Source organism: Aromatoleum toluolicum, assembly GCF_012911005.2.
In the GTDB taxonomy this organism is placed as follows: domain Bacteria; phylum Pseudomonadota; class Gammaproteobacteria; order Burkholderiales; family Rhodocyclaceae; genus Aromatoleum; species Aromatoleum toluolicum.
The window spans coordinates 64314-86257 of sequence record NZ_WTVS01000023.1 but is presented as its reverse complement, the minus strand read 5'-3'; the positions used below and the strand labels follow the sequence as shown (position 1 = coordinate 86257).

Here is a 21944-nt window from a genome sequence, read left to right as displayed (position 1 = left end):
GGTCTATCCTCCCGCGAGCCCGGCCCCGTTTTCCATTCATCGAGACGATCAATGCACTGAATTCCCGAAATTGATTCAAATCATGGAGCGCCCCGGCCCCGCTACCGAGAATGCGTGCAACCTTCGGGTTATTTCTCAATCACTCGGATGCATGACAAAACAATGAGGGACAAACCATGAGCGGCACATTCACTAAGGCGATGGCCCGCAACATCTTTTACGGCGGGACAGTGTTCTTCTTTCTGCTATTGGTGGCATTGACGTTCGACACCATGGGCGGTCTGCCGAAATCCGACAACCGTGCGAACCTGACGGAGTCGGTCCTGCGTGGCAAGCACATCTGGGAAACACGCAACTGCATCGGTTGCCACACGCTGCTGGGCGAAGGCGCGTACTTCGCTCCGGAGTTGGGCAACGTCTATCCGCGTCGCGGCGCCGAGTTCATCAAGGCGTGGATCAAGTCGCAGCCGACCGGCACGCCGGGACGCCGCCAGATGCCGAACTTCAATCTTACCGAGCAGGAACTCGACGACATGGTCGCCTTCCTGAAGTACACCTCGGAAATCAACACCCAGAAGTGGCCTCCCAACATCGAGGGCTGAGCGCAGCGAATCGACAACTCCAAGGGAATTCATAACTATGAAATATTCATCTCAATCGGTTGCGCTGCCATACTTCATAGCAGCCATCGGACTGTTCGTCGGCCAGATCATCTTCGGCCTGGCAATGGGTCTGCAGTACGTCGTCGGCGATTTCCTCTTCCCGGAAATCCCGTTCAACGTAGCGCGGATGGTGCACACCAACCTGCTCATCGTGTGGCTGCTGTTCGGCTTCATGGGCGCCACCTACTTCCTCATTCCCGAGGAGGCGGAAACGGAGCTGTATAGCCCGAAACTCGCATTGCTGATGTTCTGGATCTTCCTGATCGCGGGCGCGGCGACGATCCTCGGCTACCTGCTGGTGCCTTACTCGACGCTTGCCGAGATGACGGGCAACAACATCCTCGCGACGATGGGACGGGAGTTCCTGGAACAGCCACTCCTGACCAAGATCGGCATCGTGATCGTGGCGTTGGCCTTCCTGTTCAACATCACGATGACCATGCTGAAGGGCCGCAAGACCGTCATCAGCATCGTGCTGCTGATGGGCCTGTGGGGTCTGGCGATCTTCTTCCTGTTCTCGTTCTACAACCCGGGCAACCTGGTCAAGGACAAGTTCTACTGGTGGTGGGTTGTGCACCTCTGGGTGGAAGGCGTGTGGGAACTGATCATGGCCGCCATCCTCGCCTTCGTGCTGATCAAGGTGACCGGTGTCGACCGCGAAGTGATCGAGAAGTGGCTGTACGTCATCATCACGCTGGCGCTCGTCACCGGCCTGATCGGTACCGGCCACCACTACTTCTGGATCGGCACGCCGTCGTACTGGCAGTGGCTCGGCTCGATCTTCTCGGCGCTGGAACCGATCCCGTTCTTCGCGATGACCGTGTTCGCCTTCAACATGGTGAACCGTCGCCGCCGCGAGCATCCGAACAAGGCTGCCGTGCTGTGGGCGCTCGGTACCGGCGTGATGGCCTTCCTCGGCGCAGGCGTGTGGGGCTTCCTGCACACCCTGGCTCCGGTCAACTACTACACGCACGGTTCGCAGATCACCGCGGCGCACGGCCACATGGCCTTCTACGGCGCCTACGTGCTGGTGGTGCTGACGATCATCAGCTACGCGATGCCGCTGCTGCGCGGTCGTGCCGCCAACAGCGAACGTTCGCAGGTGTGCGAGATGTGGGCGTTCTGGCTGATGACGATCTCGATGGTCTTCATCACCCTGTTCCTCACCGCCGCCGGCATCCTGCAAGTGTGGCTGCAGCGCGTGTCCGACACCCCGATGCCCTTCATGGCGGTGCAGGACCAGATCGCGCTGTTCTACTGGATGCGCCTGTGGGCCGGTGTGGTGTTCGCCGCGGGCCTCGTGACCTACCTGGCGAGCTTCTTCGTCAAGGGTGATAGCAAACCCCTGATCCACGCCTGATGGATCACTCGCTCCCGGCCCTCCGCGGGGCCGGGAAGCGATTCCGGGGCGGCTTCGGCCGCCCCTTTTTTATTGCGGCGGGGCATTTGGGGTTTTTTCCCCACCTCTTTGTTGCACCAAGTCCGGGAGTTAACCGGAATCAAGGTTCGGCGCACCTCCCCTTCGTAGACTGGGACACATGAATACATGCGTCCAAACACTCGTGAGCCCGCCGCCCTCCCTCCGGGCCGTCCCTTCCGACGGCCCCGCCCGGCGCCTGCCCGGCGACCTGGCGATCTGGTTCTTCATCCTGGCCGAACTGCTCGCCTTCGGTGCCTTCTTCATCGCCTATGCGTTCGCGCGCGCGAACAACGTCGAGCTGTTCAACGAGCAACAGCTGGCGCTGGACCGCAATGCCGGGGCGATCAACACGATCCTGCTGCTGACTTCAAGCTACTTCGTCGTGCGCGCGGTGCAGGCTGCCGAAGCCTCCCAGGGGCGTCGCGCGGCAATGTGGATCGCCGGCGGCATCGCGTGCGGCGCGGGCTTCATCGTCGTGAAGCTGTTCGAATACGCGGCGAAGTTCGAGGCCGGCGTGAGCCTGTCGTCGAGCACCTTCCACATGTTCTACCTGGTGCTGACCTTCTTCCACTTCATGCACGTGATCCTGGGGCTGGTGATCCTCGCGGCCCTGTGGAACAACGCGCGCAGGGGGCGCTACGGCCCGGGCAGCATGAACGGGATCGAGACCGGTGCCGCGTACTGGCACATGGTGGATCTGGTGTGGTTGATCCTGTTTCCGCTGGTCTACGTGATGCGCTGAGAGGTACGAAACGATGCAAACCCACCAATCTTCCGCCCACGCCCTGTCCCACTCCGATCACGGCACGCCATTGCGCGCCACGGTGATCTGGGCCGTGCTCATCGCGGCAACCATCGTGACCTGGAGCGTCGGCGAGAGCGGCACCACCGGGCCCGCGATCGTCGGCCTGCTGTTTTCTATCGCCTTCGGCAAGGGCGCCCTGATCATCCTCGACTACATGGCGCTGCGCCGCGCCCCGCTGATGTGGCCGCTGCTCGCGCTCGGCTGGATGACGCTCGTCTGCGCCCTGATCGGCATTGCCTACTGGAAAGGACTCGCCGCATGATGCTCGACACGCCCCACCTCGACGTTCCCTTCTACCAGCCCGCCGGCGACGAAATCGACGTCTTCGAGCATGCGTGGAAGAACCGCCTGCCGCTGCTCATCAAGGGCCCGACGGGCTGCGGCAAGACGCGCTTCGTCGCGCACATGGCGGCGCGCCTCGGTCTGCCGTTATACACCGTGGCCTGCCATGACGACCTGACCGCGGCCGACCTCGTCGGCCGCCACCTGATCGGCGACGGCCAGACCGTGTGGTGCGACGGCCCCCTGACGCGCGCGGTGCGCGAGGGCGGCATCTGCTACCTCGACGAGGTCGTCGAGGCGCGCAAGGACACGACCGTGGTGCTGCACCCGCTCGCCGACGACCGCCGCATCCTCCCGATCGACCGCACCGGCGAACTGCTCGCCGCACCGCCTTCCTTCATGCTGGTGGTGTCGTACAACCCGGGCTACCAGAACCTGCTCAAGGGCATGAAGCCGTCGACGCGGCAGCGCTTCGTGAGCCTGCGCTTCGACTTTCCCGCCACCGAGCGGGAGGAAGCCATCCTCGTGGGCGAGTCGCGCTGCGCGCCGGACCTCGCTAAACGCCTGGTGTCGATCGCGCATGCGCTGCGCACGCTCAAGGACCAGGATCTCGAGGAAGCCGCGAGCACGCGCCTGCTGGTATACGCGGCTCTGCTGGTGCGCGACGGCATGGACCCGGTGACCGCGTGCCGCGCGGCGATCGTCGAGAGCCTGACCGACGACCCCGAAGTCGCCGACGCGCTGATGGAGGTGGTGTCGGCCACCTTCGGGCGCTGACACCGTCCCCGGGTCAATCGGCCTAAGACCATGTCCGCCCAGGAGCCCGACCTCCTCAAGGAGCAGATGCCCGGCCCGCGCCTTGCGATCCTCGCCGAGGCGCTGTTCCTTGCGAACCTGCTGATCGCGCCCGGGCTGGCCTTCCTCGCGTTGCTGGTGCTGTGGCGCCGCCACCGCGACAGCGCGCCGCTGGTGGTGCGCAACCACCTGCAGCAGACGGTCATCGCGAGCATCTACGGCGGCGCGATGCTGGTCGGTGTCAGCGTCGCGATCTTCCTGCTCGGGGGATTCGACGATCCATGGTCGTGGGTGCTCGGCATTCTCTACTTCGTTTCCTTTCACGCCACGCTGGTGATCTTCGGCGTCGTCGGACTGAATCACGCGATTCTCGGCCGCAGCTGGCAGTACCCCTTCATCGGCCCGGATCTCTACGAGTAAGTCCATGAACGCCCCGCTTCCCTCCCTGCTGTCCGCGAATCCCGACGTCGAGGCGAAACCCGCCCGGCGCGTGATCCCCATCGCGAGCGCGAAGCCGATGGGCCACAACCGCACGCAGAAGAAGCGCATCGCCTTCCAGATAGCCTTCTTCACGCTGTTCATCCTCGCCCCGGTGTTCGACATCCTCCGCTACGACCTCGCCGCGGGCCACGCATGGCTGCTCGGCATGGAATGGCGGCTGGGCATGGACGACTTCCTCGCCGGACGCATCGGCGCGCTCGAAGCGGGCGCGAACGTCATGTTGCGGCTGTTCGTGCCCATCGTCGTCGGCGCGGCGGCCTTCCTGTGGGTGTCGTGGAAGTGGGGACGCCTGTACTGCGGCTGGCTGTGCCCGCACTTCTCGGTCGTCGAGACGATCAACAAGCTGATGCAGAAGGCCTCGGGCAAGCCCAGCGTGTGGGTCAAGGAACCGCTTCCGCCGTGGAAGGCGGACGGCACGCCGTGGCGCGCGGACGCGCGCTGGTGGCTGGTCGTCGTGCCGGCAGCGGTGTTCTTCGCCTTCCTGTGGGCGGTGGTGTTCCTGACCTATCTGCTTCCGCCGGCGGAGATCTACGGCAATCTCTTCGGCGGCGAGCTGACGCGCAACCAGACGATCTTCCTCACGGCCGGCACCGCGGTGCTGTCGATCGAATTCCTGTTCGCACGACACCTGTTCTGCCGCTATGCCTGCGCGGTAGGCCTGTTCCAGAGCCTGGCATGGATGGGCAACCGCAAGGCGATGGTCGTCGGCTTCCAGCGCAAGCGCGCCGCCGACTGTGCGAACTGCCTGCCGGACCGGCAGTCGGCCTGCGATGCCGTGTGCCCGATGCGGCTCACGCCGCGCAACATCAAGCGCCTGATGTTCACCTGCACGCAGTGCGCGCAGTGCGTGGAGGCCTGCGAGCAGAGCCAACGCGACAACCCGCAGGGTCCGCTGCTGCAGTGGGTCAGCAACGAAGCCGCACGCCAGAACGAGGCCGGATTCCGCTCCGGCAAGGAACGCTAGCATGGAAGAAGCCGTAGGCAAGATCTGGCACCGACTGATCACCCGCGCCGCGGTCGGCAACCACCCCGACGCGGTCGTACGGCTCAAGGACATCGAACGCACCGCGGGCGTGTTCTTCCGCGCGTTGGGGGGCGATCCGGGCCTGCGCGTGGCCGCGGCAACCAACGACGAGCATGGGGCGCGGCGTGGCCTGCTCTCCCGCATCGCCGGCGCCGGCGACCGCGCGGCGCGGGCGCGCATGGACCCCTCCACGCTGCGGCTGCCGCCGGAGATCGACGCCTTTCCCGAAAAATCGCTGAACCGCGATCTCTACCTGTGGCTCGCTGCGCTCGCCGCCGCGCACGAAGGCCTCGCCGCCGAAGGCGACGACGAGGCCGACCGGGACTTCCGCCGCAACCAGTTCGCGACCTGCGCCGCGCTGCATGCCTGGCCCGGACTTGAGCCGCGCTACCGGCGGCTGGTCGAGGCCTATCTGCCAAAGCGCCCCAAGCCCGAGAAGTTGCCGCCGCAGGAGGCCGAGCGCGAGCGCGCGATCCGGCGCGCGCTAGACGCGCCAGGGACCGTGTTCGCGCTCCCGGCAGTGGCGCCGGGCACGCCGCCTGCTCATCCCGTGCTGCTGTGGCTCACCGGATCGCTGGCCGCTACGGGAGGCACGACCCGCCGCAGCGGCGCCGATCCCGAACAGACCGCGGACGGTGGCCCGCCGAACTTCGAGGAATCGGAGCGCCGCGCCCACCGCGCCGAGCAGGCCGACATGCCGAAGGAAAAGAACGGCCTGCTGCTGATGTTCCGCGCCGAAAGCCTGCTCGCGATAGCGGAGTTCCTGCGCATCAACCGGCCTTCGGACGACGACCCCGACCCGAACGCCGCCGATGCGGCGCGCGACCTCGACCACCTGTCGCTCACGCAGGACACGGAGCGCGTCGCCTCCAAAGTGCGCTTCGATCTCGACCTGCCGTCGGCAGCCGAGGACGACATCGTGCTCGGCCCCGGCATTCCCCTGCCGGAATGGGATTACCGCAAGGGCGTGCTGCTCGAGGACCACGTGCGCCTGGCCGAACTCGCCGCACGCGACGCCCAGCCCTGCCCGCTGCCCGAGCACCTGCGCCGCACCGCGAAGCGCCTGCACCAGCAGTTCGCGGCGCTGCAACCGGGACGGCGCTGGATCAAGGCGCAGGTCGACGGCTCCGAGCTCGACGTCGACGCGGTCGTGCGCGCGCAGACGGACCGCGCCGTGGGCCGCCACCCCTCGGACCAGCTCTGGCTGTCGCTGGAAAAGCGCGAACGCGATCTCGCCTGCATGGTGCTCGCCGACCTCTCCCTGTCCACGGACAGCTGGGTGTCGAGCGACGCACGCGTCATCGACGTGATCCGCGACGCCTTGCTGCTCTTCGGCGAGGCGCTCGGTGCCACGGGGGACCGCTTCGCCATCGCCGGCTTCTCCTCCGTGAAACGCAGCCAGGTACGCTTCCATCGCCTGAAGGACTTCGGCGACCGCTTCGATGATCGCATCCGCGGGCGCATCAGTGCGATCAAACCCGGCTACTACACGCGTCTCGGCGCCGCGATCCGGCGCTCGAGCCAGATCCTCGCCGCGGAGCCGGCCGCGCGGCGCATCCTCCTGATCCTGTCGGACGGCAAGCCCAACGACCTGGATCTCTACGAAGGCCGCTATGGCATCGAGGACACGCGCGTTGCCGTATCCGAGGCGCGCAAGCTCGGTCTCGTGCCTTTCTGCGTGACGATCGACCGCGAGGGCGCCGGCTACCTCCCGCATCTCTTCGGCCCGGCCGGCTTCGCGGTGATCCGCAAGCCGGAAGAACTGCCGGCGCGCTTGCCCATGTTCTACGCCCAACTCACGCGGTGATGCCATGCCCTTGACCGACTGCCTGCGAGAGCGACCGGGCCCGCCCGTGATGCCGCACGCGGACACCGAGAACCTGTGCCGCCTGCTCGCCCATGTCCCTCTTCTCGAAGGATTCGACCCCGGCGAACTTGCCCGCTTCGCGCGCGGCGTGCGCGAACAGAACGTCGACAAGGGCGCCGTGCTGTTCCACCGCGGCGACCCCTGCCACGGCTTTCACCTCGTGCTGTGTGGCCAGATCAAGCTCGCCTTCACCTCCGCCGAAGGCCAGGAGAAGGTCATCGAGATCATGCGCCCGGGCCAGAGCTTCGGCGAGGCGGTGATGTTCATGGAAAAGCCCTACTTCGTGATGGCACAGGCCCTCACGGACAGCCGGCTGCTGCACATCGCCAAGAGCGTGGTGTTCGAGGAGATGGACCGCGATCCCACGTTCTGCCGCCGCATCATCGCCGGCCTGTCGCAGCGCCTGCACCACCTCATCGCCGACGTCGAGACCTACTCGCTGCTCTCCGGCCGTGAACGCATCGTCGGCTACCTGCTGCGCGAGGAGGAAAGCAGCGGCGAACCGGGCCTGTGCGGACGCGTGTCGATCCGCCTGCCGACCAGCAAGGGCACGATCGCCTCACGGCTCAACCTCACGCAGGAACACTTCTCGCGCATCCTGCACGAACTGGCCGAGGCCGGCCTGATCGTCGTCGAGGGGCGCACGATTCATATCCCGGACATCGAACGCCTGCGCACCACCGGCGCCCGCTACTGAGACGCACCGGCACCGGACGGCGGCGTACGGAGATGTGTCGAAAGTACTAGCGGCGCCGCGAGCGGTAACTGATAATTGATTCCCGTTTTCGCACACACGGAAATCATGAGCGTCACTGACAGCTGGCAGGAATTCGCCGCATCCGCCGCCAAGCAGGCCGGAAACCTGCACGTTGCGTCTGTCAGCGACAAGGTGAGTGAACTGCACCTGCGCATCCACGAGCGCTATCCGGCCATCGCACGCATCGCCGTCGCGCTCTACGACCCCGAGATGCGGCGCCTCAAGACCTTCGTCGCCAGCAACGAAGCGGGGATCACGCCGCTGAACGGCTACGAGTGCCCGATCGACAGCGTCCCCTCGCTGCTCGCGATCGCCGAAAGCGGACAGGCGCGCGTCCTCAACGACCTCAGCAAGCTGCCGGTGTCCGACACGACGCACTCGCGCTGGCTGCATCACCAAGGTTTCCTGTCCAGCCTCACGCTACCGATCCGGCGGGGCGAGCAACTGCTCGGCTTCCTGTTCTTCGACGCGCGCGAGCGCGACGTCTTTTCGGACCCGGTCGTCGCCGACCTCCTGCTCTACGGCCATCTCATCGGCATGATCGTGACCCAGGAGCTCGCCACCGTGCAGATGCTGGTGGGCGGGCTGCGGCTGGCGAGCCAGTTTGCCCACGTGCGCGACCTCGAAACCGGCGCCCACCTCGACCGCATGGCGCGCTATGCCCGCCTCATTGCACGCGAGATCGGCCCATCGCACGGCAAGACCGACGACTACGCGGAGAACATCTTCCTGTTTTCCGCGCTGCACGACATCGGCAAGGTCGGGGTGCCCGACCGCATCCTGCTCAAGCCCGGCAAGCTCGACGACGTTGAGCGCGAGGAGATGCGCCGGCACGTCATCGTCGGGTTGCAGATGGCCGAGCGTCTGATCAGCGACTTCGGCCTCGCATCCCTGTCGAACATCGACATGCTGCGCAACATCGTCATCGCGCACCACGAACGCCTGGACGGCAGCGGCTACCCCCACGGCCTCACCGGCGACGCCATTCCGCTCGAAGCCCGCATCGTCGCCACCGCCGACGTCTTCGACGCGCTGGCCTGCGCGCGCAGCTACAAACCCGCCTGGACGCTGGCCAACGCCTTCCAGGAAATCGAACGCATGTCGGGCACCCAGCTCTATGCACCTGCGGTACAGGCCCTGCTCGATTGCCGCGAGGAAGTCGAAGCGATCTATCAGCGCTTTCAGGACGCCAGCCTTAAGCTATAATCCGGCCCGCGCCGGCATAGCTCAGTTGGTAGAGCAACCGCCTTGTAAGCGGTAGGTCATCTGTTCGAGTCAGATTGTCGGCACCAATGGATTCAAAGACTTATGGCAACCTGACAGGGTTGCCATTTTCATTTCCTGAACCGATTCTTGGATATCGGGTAGGAATTGGACAGGAACAGAATCAACATGACGCATCGCGACCCGCTGTCATGAAACGCACGAATTAGCTGAGATCCCGCCGATGACGTCGCCAACGATCGATTTCCGGGCCATTCGGCCTCATCACGGTAGCCAGCATGGCGGGTTCGAGGAGCTCACGTGCCAACTCGCCGCGCTCGACACTCCTGTCGGTCTGCCCTTCCATCGCAAGGGTGCCGGCGCCGACGCAGGGCTTGAATGCTATCGCGTCGAGCGCGATGGATCGGAAACGGGTTGGCAGGCCAAGTATTTCTTCCAGCTTGGTAGCGGCGAAGGCGGGCAGCTCAAGGAGTCCTTCGATAACGCCGCGGCCAAACACCCCGCGCTCGCCCGGTTCATCGTATGCCTACCGTTCGACTTGTCCGACGGGCGCATCGACGGGCGTAAGTCCGAGCGGGATCGCTGGGACGACTGGGTGACCGCACGCCAGGCCTCGATCGCGCCACGCGTGGTTGAGATCGAGCTCTGGGGTGCCTTCCAGCTAACCGAGCGGCTATCGCGGAACGATCCTCTGCATGTCGGGCGCCGAACCTATTGGTTCGATCTCCCGCATTTCGGGGCCGACTGGTTCAGGGACCGTTTCGCGATCGCGCGCGCGGCTCTCGGTCGCCGTTACACGCCCGAGCTCAATGTTGAGCTACCGATACGCCAGACGCTAGCCGCCTTCGCGCGCGATCCCGATTTCGCACGCCGGATCATGGATTGGGCGGATGAGGTGGACGAGGCGCGGCATCGCTCACTCCGCGAGATCGGCGCGGCATTGGAAGCCACGCATGCCGATGTGGCGACGCTCGACGACCAAGCGGCGGCTCTTTCAGCGGCGATTCGCGCCGCGCGGCTCGGTCCCACAGACCCGCTGCCACTCACCCATTGGCGCACCATGATAGCGACGGCCACAGCAACACTCGACCGCTGCTGCGCGGCGATTTGGGAGCGGCGCCGGCTGCCCGGGGGCGACCGCGAGAGCGTGCGTAGCGCTCTTTATCATGCCGAGCATCTGCGCGAGGCGCTCGACCGCATCGCCGAGGCGATCGACGCATCCGGGATCGGCCTTGCCAATGCGCGCCACTTGCTGCTCAGCGGAGAGGCGGGCGTCGGCAAGTCGCACTTGTTCGCCGACGTCGCCGAGCACCACATCGAGTGCGGCTTTCCCGCCGTGCTCACTCTCGGAGGCGCGTTCAGCGACGGCGAGCCGTGGCGGCAGATCGCCGAGCAATTGGGGCTCACCAACACCCCGCCGGACGCGATCCTCGGCGCGCTTGACGCCGCGGCTGAGGCCGCTGGCACGCGCGCCCTGGTAATGGTCGACGCGATCAACGAGCGTAACGGCATCGCCGTCTGGTCCGAGCGGCTCGCCGCGTTCCTCGCCGTTGCCAACCGCTTCAGCCATGTCGCGCTTCTGGTCTCGTGCCGCACCACCTTCGTTCCCTATATCGTGCGCGACCTCGACGCGGCCACGCTGCCCCGGCTCGAGCATCCCGGCTTCGCGGGGAGGGCGACCGAGGCCGCGCGCCGCTATCTCGACCAGCGCGGCATCGTGCGAATGGCAGCCCCGCATTTCGCGCCCGAGTTCGAAAATCCGCTGTTCCTGCGCACCTTGTGCGACATGCTCGAGCGCCGTGGCGAGCGCGAACTGCCACGCGGCCTCGCCGGCGTGTCGAGCGTGTTCGATTTTTATTTCGGTGCCGTCGTCGAGACACTCAATCAACGCATGGGGTTGGCGCCCAGGCTTAAGCGTGTCGAGGCGGCCCTCACCGCGCTCACCGAGGCGATGGTCGTGGCGGGGTCCGGCTATCTCTTGGTCGACGCGGCGAACGCGATTCTTGAGAGTGTCCACGCCTCAAGTGGCCGCGCTGAGCAAAGCCTATTCTTCCAGCTCGAAAGTGAGGGCGTGCTCGCGGTGGAGCCGGTGGGCGATGACGATGCGATCGTCGAGATGGTTCGCTTCACCTTCGAGCGGCTGAGCGATCATCGTATTGCCGAGCGGCTGCTCGACACTCATGTCGGTAACGGCGATCCCGCGCCGGCCTTCGCTACTGGCGGCCCGCTCGCGCCTTATGTGGCCGGTCGAGACTCATACCGCTTCGCGGGCGTTGCCGAGGCGCTCGCCGTCCAACTGCCCGAACGCTACGGCATCGAGCTCATCGACGCGGTCGATGACAAGTTCGCCCACTGGGATCTCGTCCACGCCTTTCGGCTCAGCCTGCTATGGCGCCGACAGGACGTCTTCACCGAGCGAACCCTCGAACTGGTCGAGGAGTGGGCCGAGGCGATCGGCGGTGATGCGGTGCTCGAGACGCTGCTCGCAGTCGCCACCGAACCCGACAATCGCTTCAACGCTGACCATCTCGACCGTTGGCTGCGGCCGCTGTCGATGCCAGCGCGCGACGTTCAATGGTCGACCCGCGCCACGCGCGTCATTGAGGGCGGCGATGATGCAATCAAGACGTTGATCGGATGGGTACTCGCCAATGGCCTTGAGCAGATCGAGCCGGCTCGCGCGCAGCTCGTCGCGATCACGCTCGCTTGGCTCACCAGTCTCAGTCATCGTTGGGTCCGCGACATGGCGACCAAGGCCCTCGCGACGCTGCTGGTCGATCGCCGCGAGCTCGCCGCCGCGCTGATCAATCAATTCGCGGATGTTGATGACGCCTATGTCGTCGATCGCGTGCTCGCCGCCGCCTATGGTGCCGCGACGCGCCGTTCGAGCGATGAGGGCCTCGCCGAGCTCGCCCGCGCCGCCTTCGCGGCGGTGTTTGCGCGTAATCCGCTGCCGACCCACGCGCTCGTTCGCGACCACGCGCGCGGCATCGTCGAGCTCGCCGCCAGCCGCGGTGTCCTGCCTACCGACGTACCGCTCGATCGCGCCCGCCCACCATACGCCCGCGGCGCCCCACTCGAGATGATCGGCGAGGCGACGTTGGAAACCTATGTCCAAGACTATGGCGGTCGCTTATTCCACGATGAGATTTGTAGCTCTGCAGTCAAGGACGGCGATTTTGCACGCTACGAGATCGATCCGCTTGGAAGCGATTTTCTGCGCTTGCCCCGCGAGGAACACGGCCGATCGATGCGAGAGATCTATGAGGCGTGGCACGCAGGCGTTGTCGCGCCGCATCCAGATCGCGAAGCCGCGCTCACGTGCGTGATCGAGATCGCGGGACGCACATATGGGATGGCACACGACTTCGCGATCTGGGATCGTCGCAGAGCCCTCGATGAACGACTCGAGACGCGCCGCGCCGCCGAGAAGGAGCGCGAGGACGCGATCGGAGAGTTCGAGCGCCTGTTGGACGAGAACGAGGTTCAGGAATTTCGGATTCGCGCGGCCGGCTACCTGCGCGGCCCGATGTGGGACGAGGACGCCGCGGCCTGGAACCCGACCTATGCCGGTAAGCAGTCGCGTCACTGGGTCGCGTGGCGCGCGCATGAGCTTGGTTGGACTCCCGAGCGTTTCGCCGAATTCGACCGCCAGATGGCCAGCCATAGCCGCATGGAGCACCGCGTCGAGCGCATCGGAAAGAAATATCAGTGGATTGCCTTTCATGAACTGACCGGACGCCTGTCCGACATCGCGCTCGTAGACGGCGGCTTACGGGGCACCCCTGAGTTCTACCGCGGCCCATGGCAAGTTCGTACGCGCGAGATGGATCCGACCATTCTCGTGACCCGGACCAAACAGCGCGACTCGGACCGGCAAGGCGCAACTTGGTGGTCGCCCCATGCCTCGCGCTGCCGCAACGATCCGCCCGAGGCGCGCATCGCGTGGATGGAAGACCAATCGCGGGATATGCCCGACCCTGTCAAGCAGATCGACGTCACCGATCCCAATGGTCGGCGCTGGCTCGTGCTCGACATAAGTGTTGGCCGCAATCATCTTGTCATGGTCGACGGCGAGCGCGTGATTCACCGCATGACTTGGCACAAGGTCAAATCGGTGCTGGTCGCGCGCGATAATGTCGAGCGCTTGGAACGGTTGCTCAAAGGCTCGGCGCGTGACCGCGACCACCTGCCCGAAGTCGACATACGCGGAAATGGCTACCTCGGCGAATACCCTTGGCATCCCATGTTCGCGAACGTCGATGGCAGTTGGGAGATTGGAAAGCGTGGCGCGATGCCGATCCAAGCAGCAGTCGCCGAATGGTATGTCGAGCGCTCAGGCCACGATTATTCGGTCGAAGATAGCTTCAATCTTACGATTCCCGCTCCGGCGCTGGTGCGTGGCCTCGATCTTCGCCTCGCCGACGGACGCTCTCTCGCCTATGCCACCGCTGATGGCAGCATCCTCTTTAAGGATCCGTCCGCCGACGAGCCCGGATTCAGTGCGGCGGTCGTTGATCGTGACGCGATGCGCGCCTTCCTCGACGCCGAGGGGCAAGAAATTGTATGGATTTTCACTGGCGAGAAGAGCGCCCATGGCGGGCGGCGTCACGGCAATGGATGGGGCGGGATGCTCAACTACTGGGGCATCTACCGATTTAATGGCGACTCTATTCAGGGGACGCTCAACTTCGGACGCCAAAATGCATCACCCGAGCAGTTGGCGGAGTTTCTGGCTAATCCGTGATGAAGTATGGCTATGCGATCGCTGGCGAGGTATGCGTCGTGATGCCAGAATATGACGATGCCCGCTTCGACGTCCGATCTTGCCCCGCTTGCCATACTCAGCCCGCCCGACGCAGTGCCCTCCGCGCTTCCCGTCAGCACGCGCGTCCAACAGCTACCGTTCGGTGAGCTGAGTTGGGAAAATTTTGAGCGTCTCTGCCACCGGCTGACCGCGCTCGACGGCGATGTCGAACATTGCGCACGCTACGGGCGACAGGGCGATGCGCAGGAAGGCATCGACATTTTCGCCCGCCAAGCGGATGGCCGCTACCATTGCCTTCAGGCCAAGCGTAATCGGAGCTTCGGCGCGGGCAAGCTGCGCGAAGCGGTTGACCTGTTCCTCGCCGGCAGTTGGGCCGCCCGTGCGGTCCGCTTCACCATCGTCGTCCAGGCGCCGCTTCGCTCAATTGCGGTGCAGGAGGAAATCGAACGCCAGGCGGAGCGGCTTTCCGCGCGCGGCATCGCCTTTGCGGCGCTTGATGGCGAGAACCTGACCGACCGCCTTCGCGGCCAGCCGTTGCTCGTCGACGATTTTTTCGGGCGCGCCTGGGTCGCAGAGCTACTTGGACAGGACGTTGCGGACAGCCTCGGGGCACGGCTCGACGGCGCTGCCTTCGCCCGCGTCCGCGCACAGCTTGCCCGCGTTTATGAGGCCCAGTTCCAGTTCGTCGATCCCGGCAGCTTCGGATCGATCAGCGACGAGGATGGCCGGCCCGCGTTAACCTTGCTCGAACGGTTCCTTAAGCCCGACATGCTGGTGCGTGAGGCCGCGCGCGCTCCCGAGCGCGCCGATATCGCCGGAGCCGAGCGTGAGCGGAGCGCCAGCGGCGCCGCGGCATCGCCGTCGGTCGCGGCGCCCGACCTTACTAGGCCGAGCGACGCCGTCGCCAACAGCCGCGTGCGGCGCCTGCCGCTTGTCGAATGGCTCGGCGACGGCCAGCGCTTGGTGCTGCTCGGCGACGCTGGCTGCGGCAAGAGCACGCTACTGCGTGTTGTCGCGCTCGATCTACTCCATGGTCAGGCGCATTTCCCCGAGCTCGGGGTGCGCTGGGGGCAGCACATTCCGGTCTATCTTCCATTCGCGCGCTGGTCCGCGCAGGTTGCCCGCGACGGCAATGCGATCGGGATCAAGGAGATCGTCCGGCGCTCGCTAGAGCAACTTCTCACCCGCTCGATCGTTGATCTGCTCGATCGCGCCATTGATGACCAGCGTGTCCTACTGCTCATCGATGGCCTCGACGAGTGGAGCAACGAGCAGGCCGCCCGCGCGACGCTGAGCACGCTCGTCGCAATCGTTGAGGCGCATGGTATCCCCGTGATCGTCTCCGGTCGGCCCCGGGGCTTGAGCCGCATCGGCACGCTTCCTGCTAACTGGAAGCGCGGTACTATCGCGCCCCTGTCGGCCGTCCAGCAGACGGCCATTGCCGAGCGCTGGTTCGAACGCTATGCCGCGGCCGCGCGGGACGGCTTCGGCCCGTCTGAAGCCACCCTGCGCACCGGGCGGTTCATGGCCGAGTTGGCGCGCGATGCCAATCTGGGTGCGCTCGCCGCAGTGCCGTTGCTGCTCATCGGCCTCGTGACCCTCGCGCTACGCGGACAGATCCTTCCGCGTACCAGGGGCGACATTTACGACCAGCTAGTGCGCATCTTGCTCGAAGTTCATCCTGACCGGCGCGCGACGGCCTCGGGCGATACTGAGCCGCGCTTCCGCCACGCGACTGATCCCGATCAAAGGCGCGCGGCCATCGCCCGGCTGGCGTACGCGGTGCGCGAGCAGACGGGCGGTGACGGCATGCAGCGAGCCACCGCCCGCGATATCCTGCGCACCTATCTCGCCTCGCCGGAAGGTTTTGAACTCGCTGACGCGGTTGCCGCGGCTGCAGCCGGTGAGATCCTTTCCGTCAATGCCGAGACCCAGGGGCTTATCGTCGAGAAGGCTCCCGGCGAGGTCGGGTTCGTCCATGCGAGCTTCGAGGAGTTCCTGGGCGCCGAGCATATCGGCGGCTGGCCGTTCCGCGACATCGAGGCGTTCGTGCGGGCGCACGCCAGCGAGGGGCGCTGGCGCAACGTCATCACCAACCTTCTCGGCAGCATCCAGCGGCGTGATGAGTTCGACCGGCTAGTCGCGATCATCGAGGCGCCGGATTCCGACGAACTCGCGGGCTTCCACCGTCAGGTTCTGCTCGGCGACATTGCGTTTAGTGCAACGATGCGCTCGCCCTCGACCGCTCGGCGGCTGGCACTCGCGACGATGGACCGGGTCGAAACCGAGGACTGGCTGCTAGCCCGCCGCGAGGCATTGGCGTCAGTGCTGAAAGGTTTCCCTGATCCCACGCTCAAGGCGGACATCGAGCAGCGCCTCAGCCGCTGGCTGCCTGCGCGGCTTTCCTATCAACGCGCGTCGCTGATAGGCGCGTTCGGCGCATGGGAGCCGACTGCACAGCTCCAAGACCTTCTGTTTCAGGCAATGCACGATGAAGATCGCGGCGTTCAGCGTGCCGCAGCGGCCGCCTATGCGGAGGCCTTCTCGTCCTCGGCCGACGCCTGCCAGCGTCTGCTCGATGGATTGGCCCGCACGCGTGATCTTGCAACGGCTGCTGCGCTGCTCGAGGCTTTGGCGCTCGGCTGGTCGGGCTCGCCCAAGGCAGCGCCGTTGTTCGAAGAGGCCTCGCACTCGCACAGGGCAGAGCTGCGTCTGGTCGGTATCTTCGGGCTCGCTAAGATAGGTGCGGCAAACGACGAGGCGCGCGATGCCGTGCTGCATAGCCAGTATTTCTGGTCGGGCGTCTCCTATCCGCACCGCGAGCTCGCTGCTGCAATGCTTATCAATTACTGGCCCGGCGACGAAACGCTCATTGAAAGCGCGCTCAAGCGTGTGTCGCGCAACTCCGATTCGCTCTGGGAGCACGATGTTGCCTCGGCCTACCTTTTGGAGTCGCCCGTCGATCGCGCCGATGTCCGCGCATGGATTCTTGCGGAGCTCGGCAGCAAGTTCCCCTTCAACGTCATCGGCGACGAGCGACGAATCTGGTCGCAGGTCGGCCGCTTCGCCGCTGCGGATCCCAAAATTCGCGCTGCCGCCAACGCGTATTGGTGCGAGCCCAAGAACCGGATCATCGGAATGTACAAGATCCGACACTATGTCGCACACACCGCCGATGCACCAGTCGCGGCCGCGCTGATTGGGGTCCTTGGTGAAAAAAAGGAACAGTTCAACCGGCATTGGGCGCTGAGCGCACTGCTCGTCGGCTGGGGACGTGACCATCCCGAGGTCAAGGCCGCCATTGATGCGCTCGCGGACGCGGCCGACGAAGATCTCGCCGATCTTGCCGCCTTGCTTCCTGAGATCGTGGCCGACAAGGCTGTGGCGCGCGAGCGGCTGATTCGCATGGGTACGCGAGCAGACGTACGACGTGACCTGCTCGCCATTGGACTGGAAGAATGCGGCTGTAACGGGGCCGACAACGAAGCCGTAGCGGCGATCCTCGCCTTTCCCGACCAGGCACGCGGTCTGTACGACGCGTCCGACACGTTGTTCCGCGCGTTTGGCGCGCATGCCAACGTCCGCATGCTCGCGCTGGAGCGCGTCCGTGAGGCGGACGGGCCGCTTGCGGCAATCGCCGCGGGCTACGCGGAGGACCCGGAGTTCGCGCCGGTGTTGTTCGCTGCGGCTGTGCCCTTGCCCGTCGATTTGCGCACGCAGGTCGTCGAGGTTGCCGCGACTGGCGGCACCGGAACGGCGCTTGAGGCGGTGTTGGGTCGGGCTATGTGCGAGACTGATCCCGAGCTGCGCGCACGCATTGTCATCGCCCATCACCGTGCCCTGCCGCTAGAGGCGCACGACGCAGCTCGGCAAGAGCTTCTTGCCAAGGCGGTCGCGGTCGGTCCTGACTTTGAATCGGTCCGCGCCGCGGCACTCGCCGGGCTGGCGACCATCGGAGCACTCGACGCGCTGGCGACGCTTGACGACGGCGGCAAGCCGGTCGCGCTTGAGACCGGCAGATCCAGTCAAGGCATCGCCGCGGTCGAGCGGTTGGTTTGCGAGCGGTACGCCGAGTTCGAAGCGGCTTTCGGTGACAGTTTGCCCGAACGGTTCAACTCGTTCAGCCGTGGCAGCCAGCTCGCCAAGATCCTTTCTGCCGCGCCGGGTGCCTCGCCCGCCGCCCGAGCGGCGTTCCTCGCGCTCGCCGAGCGTGGCGAGATCCCACGTACCCCGCGCGCTCTGCACGCGCTCGCGGCCGAACGCCCCCGCAGCGACCTCCTGCTCGCGCGCTGTTGGGACACGCTCGATAGCCGCGATCACAGCAACGACCGCGCGATGGTTAATGCGGATGTCGGGCTTATTCTGCGCAACCAGTTCTCCGGCGACATAGGCGTGCGTCAGCGTCTTGTCGAGCGGTATAAGAATACGCCGGTCACCACGACTGCGATCCCGCTTGCCATCTTCGCGCCCGACGCCGAGGAACTGCCATTTCCCATCGAATTCGATGCGCTCGGTCGCGAGTTTGCGGACTGGACTGTGGCCGTTCATGTGGCCGCCTGCCGTGCCGACAACGCCACGTTTTGCAGACTGCTTGCGGCCATGGTGACTCGACGGTGGCGCTCAGAATTCGATGCGCAGCAGATAACCAATCTGGCGGTCGAGGAAAGGCTCCAGCGGGACGCTGAGCTTGAAGGCATGCTGAGCATGAGGATCGGGAAGGACGTCAATCCGAGCATCAGTGGCAGCTTTGCCCGTTATCTGGCGGCGTCCGGCAAGCTTAGCCCCGAGACGCGCGGCAAGGCGCTCGATCTTCTTCGGGTATTGGGCATGAATCAGCGCCTGCCAGTCGCGGGCTATGACGCGATCGCCGACCAATGGCGGACAGTACGAGCAACCCTACTCGACGCCGTCTCCGCTGGGCTCGAGCTTGGCTGATAGCTGATCGTCATCGCGTTTGTAGGATCTGCAGCGCGAGCTGCTAGACTTCGGTGTTGCCGTTCAAATTGCCGGCGTTTGCCGAGCACAGGCCGTATGATCGGCGAATGACGCTTCCGCAGCGCGCTGCCGGGCGCTCCTTCTCCAGTCCGGCCGCCAGACCAGCGTCCTTCAGGAGGTGTTTTGACCGCCCTCGCGCTTGCCGCCGTCGTCGTCGTCACCATAGCCCTGTACGGGGCACTTCGTCGGTATCGGGCACGAGGCGCTGCAAGAGCCAGGCGGCCGCCGTCGATATGCTTTTGGCATAGCGATGAGCATGGCGAGTTCACACACATCATGGTGCAGGCGCCGAACGGCCACCGCGAGGCCGGGTCCGAGAATGAATTTGATATTCCTCCGTTTCTCCGCGCCGACCAGGAGGCCGCCAAGGACGACATCTCCCGGTAGTGGGCGAACGCCAGAAGAGCTCCACTTCCCACCGCCTTGCCCGCCGATCACGGACTGGCTCGCCCGTGCCGATCACGCGCCCGTCCGAATGAGCCGATCATCAACGGGCTCCCGCGTGTCGGTCGGTGGTAGACAGGGCGACGATTAGTTCCCGTTAGCTACTTTCTCCATCTCGGAAACGACGAGATCGACGAGCTCGCCCGGTTGGTGCTGCAGCGCCGTGGCGAGCTTGAGTATCGTGGTGAGGCTCGGCTGCTGCTGCCCGAGCTCGAGCAGACTGACATAAGTTCGGCGCAGATCGGCCTCAAGCCCGAGCTGCTCTTGCGTCAGCCCTGCCCGCCGTCTGGCTCGCCTCAGCACTCTCCCGAACGCCGCCGCTGCGTCCAACCCGACTCCTCCCACAATTGGAGGAATCTGCCGGTGGAGGTACACTTTCGTCTTCCCACAATAGTGGGAATTTGACGACAGGACACGTAGAGCCTCGCCACCGCACTTGGGGGTGGCCCTACATCTCGAGCCCGATCAGTTGGATTGAACGCGTGTTGGAGAGCCGCCTCCGTGGAATCACCACGCTCGACAGCCAAGGACACGAAACGCGGATACGTTGCGGTAACTTCGGCTGGCCAAGGCGGCAGAGAGCTCGATCTTGCCTGGCTCGCAGGCATTCTTGATGGTGAAGGCAACCTTCACGCGCTGGTGCAGGAGAAGCGAAGCGGTCCCAACAACCGCCTGCGTTTCCTCTGCCCCAAGATCCGCATCACAAACACCGACATGCGGATGATCCAACGAATCTCGGAAATCTACGTCCGGGAAGGGCTCACGTTCTTCTACACAATCAACCGCGTCTCCCGGTACAAAAACCGGCGACCGACATGGAAAGACCAGCTCGAGATCACTGTAGGCTCTCAGGCAGGTGTGGCCAAGCTGCTGCGCCTAGTGCTGCCCTACCTCGTCGCTAAGCAAGTGTATGCCTCTATCTTTCTGGAACTGATCGAGTGGGTCCAATTGCAGCCAAAGCGCGGGCGCCTGTCACGCGCCACCGAGAGCTACACGGACCAGCCGCAGTTCGCCGCGTATCTTGAACGGCTCGCCAAGGAGCGCGCTTTCTACATCGACCCGTCAACGACTACGCTCAGGGCAGGCGAGAGCTTGGTGATGTCGTCTGAGCTTGTGAGGGATGATGCCCCTTGACTAGCATTTTGGTTATGAGTGATGTGCCAAAGAGCAACGGCGATCTCAGGTCCGAACCGGCTGTGGGTATCGACAATTTGTTGGGGCCCTGGCCGTTTACTTGTGGCCAGATGGTACATCGGCGGCCGTGCTGATCGAGAGCAGGGCACCGTACTTGCACAAGGTCACCCCGCCCGCCAATTGGGGCCCGCGGGGCGCAAAATGCCCCCCACTGCTGGTCACATCGACGGCGAGGGGGCACCAGCGACCAAGCATCACTGGCGCCGTTTTCGGGGTTTACGGCGCAGCGCTGGCGAGCGCCGAGTCGATGACGGACTGCGCCTCGGCCGGGAGGTTGTCTCCGTGCCACTGCCAGGGGATCCCTTCGTAGCGGGTGTGTTCGGCCTTGAGTTGGTCGAGCACAAGGCGGTCGAACCCCGCTTCCGTCAGTACCTCCAGCTCGGCGCCGCGCAGGGCGTGGTGCGCCGCGCCGCCCGCTTTTTGGGCCGCCATGATGCGCAGCGCCTGGTAGTTGGTCTTCCCGGGCTCGTCGGGAGGCGGCATTGAAGCCGCCCTGGCGGCTGTCTCGGCGATCTTGCGCCGCCAGTGCAAAACGCCGGCTACTCCGCTGGGTGAGGCCGGCTGTACAGGGGCCAGCGTAGGATGTGCGGCGCGCTCCCAGAGGGCTCGCCGAAGGGCGGCGTAATCGGTCGGATCCTGGTCCGAGGCCTCGTCGTTGCACGGTGTCCGGGCCTCCAGCGCCCCGATGCGTTTGGTCAAGCTGTTAGTCATTGCTTCGCCTCCAACGCCCGCACGCGGGCATCCAGTTCTACAAGTTCCAAGGCGCGGCGGCGGCCTTCGAGGAGTGCGGCGAGTGCTGTCCCTTCGGATGGCATCAGCTCGCCATCAGCGACCGCCTGTACCACTGCCGCAGCCGCGGCAGCAACGCCGGCGGCATCCGCGACCGGCGGAAGGGCAATATTGATGGGGCGCTCGCGCGTGGGGGGAATCAACTTGTCGACCACCAGCTTTGCCGCAGCCAGATCGCCGCCGCGTGCGAGCTCGACGACAGTCTTCGCGATATCTTCGATACCGGACTCAAATAGCCCCAGCGCCAGCGTAGTCGCGCGGTGGCGGGTTCCCCGAGGCTTGCCAGGGTTGCCCTTGGCGAAGCGGCCGCATGCGTCACGCTTGCCCGCATTCGGGCCGCATTTACGGGTCTCGTCGGTCATTTTTTCGATCTCCTATTTTGTCGCCTTGGTCATAGCGGTCGGGCTCGTCTGCGGG

General features: G+C 65.2%; 16 protein-coding genes and 1 tRNA gene. 14 read left to right on the top strand and 3 right to left on the bottom strand.

The features are described 5' to 3' along the window. The first annotated feature begins 176 nt into the window (after positions 1-176). The 13 genes from GPA27_RS12605 (at position 177) to GPA27_RS12545 (ending at position 19040) form a co-directional block, all read left to right on the top strand. Positions 177-602 carry a c-type cytochrome gene (locus tag GPA27_RS12605; protein WP_169140946.1) on the top strand — a complete coding sequence of 142 codons (426 nt, stop codon included), beginning with the start codon at positions 177-179 and terminating at the stop codon, positions 600-602. Positions 603-639: 37 nt separating this feature from the next. Then, on the top strand, positions 640-2022 hold the full coding sequence (locus GPA27_RS12600) for a cbb3-type cytochrome c oxidase subunit I (protein WP_169140944.1): 1383 nt from the start codon (positions 640-642) through the stop codon (positions 2020-2022). A gap of 178 nt (positions 2023-2200) precedes the next feature. Beyond that, positions 2201-2824 carry a cytochrome c oxidase subunit 3 family protein gene (locus tag GPA27_RS12595; RefSeq protein ID WP_169140942.1) on the top strand — a complete coding sequence of 208 codons (624 nt, stop codon included), beginning with the start codon at positions 2201-2203 and terminating at the stop codon, positions 2822-2824. Positions 2825-2837: 13 nt separating this feature from the next. Continuing rightward, positions 2838-3149 carry a cytochrome C oxidase subunit IV family protein gene (locus tag GPA27_RS12590; protein WP_169140940.1) on the top strand — a complete coding sequence of 104 codons (312 nt, stop codon included), beginning with the start codon at positions 2838-2840 and terminating at the stop codon, positions 3147-3149. After that, positions 3146-3946, top strand: coding sequence for a CbbQ/NirQ/NorQ/GpvN family protein (locus GPA27_RS12585; RefSeq protein ID WP_169140938.1), 801 nt, complete (start codon positions 3146-3148; stop codon positions 3944-3946). The genes GPA27_RS12590 and GPA27_RS12585 overlap by 4 nt, the downstream gene beginning before the upstream one ends. A gap of 30 nt (positions 3947-3976) precedes the next feature. Further along, positions 3977-4384 (top strand): magnetosome magnetite crystal formation protein family, encoded by a 408-nt coding sequence (locus GPA27_RS12580; protein WP_169140936.1) that lies wholly within the window; start codon positions 3977-3979, stop codon positions 4382-4384. Between the two features lie 4 nt (positions 4385-4388). After that, positions 4389-5429: a 4Fe-4S binding protein gene (locus GPA27_RS12575; RefSeq protein ID WP_169140934.1), complete on the top strand. Its 1041-nt coding sequence runs from the start codon at positions 4389-4391 to the stop codon at positions 5427-5429. Position 5430: 1 nt separating this feature from the next. Beyond that, a complete protein-coding gene (locus GPA27_RS12570) occupies positions 5431-7296 on the top strand; it encodes a nitric oxide reductase activation protein NorD (RefSeq protein ID WP_169140932.1) in 1866 nt (621 codons plus the stop codon). 4 nt (positions 7297-7300) lie between these two features. Then, entirely contained in the window at positions 7301-8053 is a 753-nt protein-coding gene (locus GPA27_RS12565) for a Crp/Fnr family transcriptional regulator (protein ID WP_169140930.1), read from the top strand. A 105-nt stretch (positions 8054-8158) separates the two neighbouring features. After that, positions 8159-9319, top strand: a complete 1161-nt coding sequence (locus tag GPA27_RS12560; protein WP_169140928.1) for an HD-GYP domain-containing protein — start codon at positions 8159-8161, stop codon at positions 9317-9319. Positions 9320-9329: 10 nt separating this feature from the next. After that, positions 9330-9405 (top strand) — tRNA-Thr (locus GPA27_RS12555). A 155-nt stretch (positions 9406-9560) separates the two neighbouring features. Then, positions 9561-14084: an NACHT domain-containing protein gene (locus GPA27_RS12550; protein ID WP_169140926.1), complete on the top strand. Its 4524-nt coding sequence runs from the start codon at positions 9561-9563 to the stop codon at positions 14082-14084. A gap of 57 nt (positions 14085-14141) precedes the next feature. Continuing rightward, positions 14142-19040, top strand: a complete 4899-nt coding sequence (locus GPA27_RS12545; protein ID WP_169140924.1) for an NACHT domain-containing protein — start codon at positions 14142-14144, stop codon at positions 19038-19040. A gap of 591 nt (positions 19041-19631) precedes the next feature. Here GPA27_RS12545 and GPA27_RS12540 read toward each other — a convergent pair. After that, positions 19632-19847, bottom strand: a complete 216-nt coding sequence (locus GPA27_RS12540; RefSeq protein WP_256222921.1) for a helix-turn-helix domain-containing protein — start codon at positions 19845-19847, stop codon at positions 19632-19634. A 198-nt stretch (positions 19848-20045) separates the two neighbouring features. Between GPA27_RS12540 and GPA27_RS12535 the strand changes: the two genes are divergently transcribed. Beyond that, positions 20046-20678, top strand: a complete 633-nt coding sequence (locus tag GPA27_RS12535) for a hypothetical protein (RefSeq protein WP_169140920.1) — start codon at positions 20046-20048, stop codon at positions 20676-20678. A 276-nt stretch (positions 20679-20954) separates the two neighbouring features. Here GPA27_RS12535 and GPA27_RS12530 read toward each other — a convergent pair whose 3' ends face one another. Then, a complete protein-coding gene (locus tag GPA27_RS12530) occupies positions 20955-21449 on the bottom strand; it encodes a hypothetical protein (RefSeq protein WP_169140918.1) in 495 nt (164 codons plus the stop codon). Then, a complete protein-coding gene (locus tag GPA27_RS12525) occupies positions 21446-21889 on the bottom strand; it encodes a hypothetical protein (RefSeq protein WP_169140916.1) in 444 nt (147 codons plus the stop codon). The genes GPA27_RS12530 and GPA27_RS12525 overlap by 4 nt, the downstream gene beginning before the upstream one ends. Positions 21890-21944: the final 55 nt, after the last annotated feature.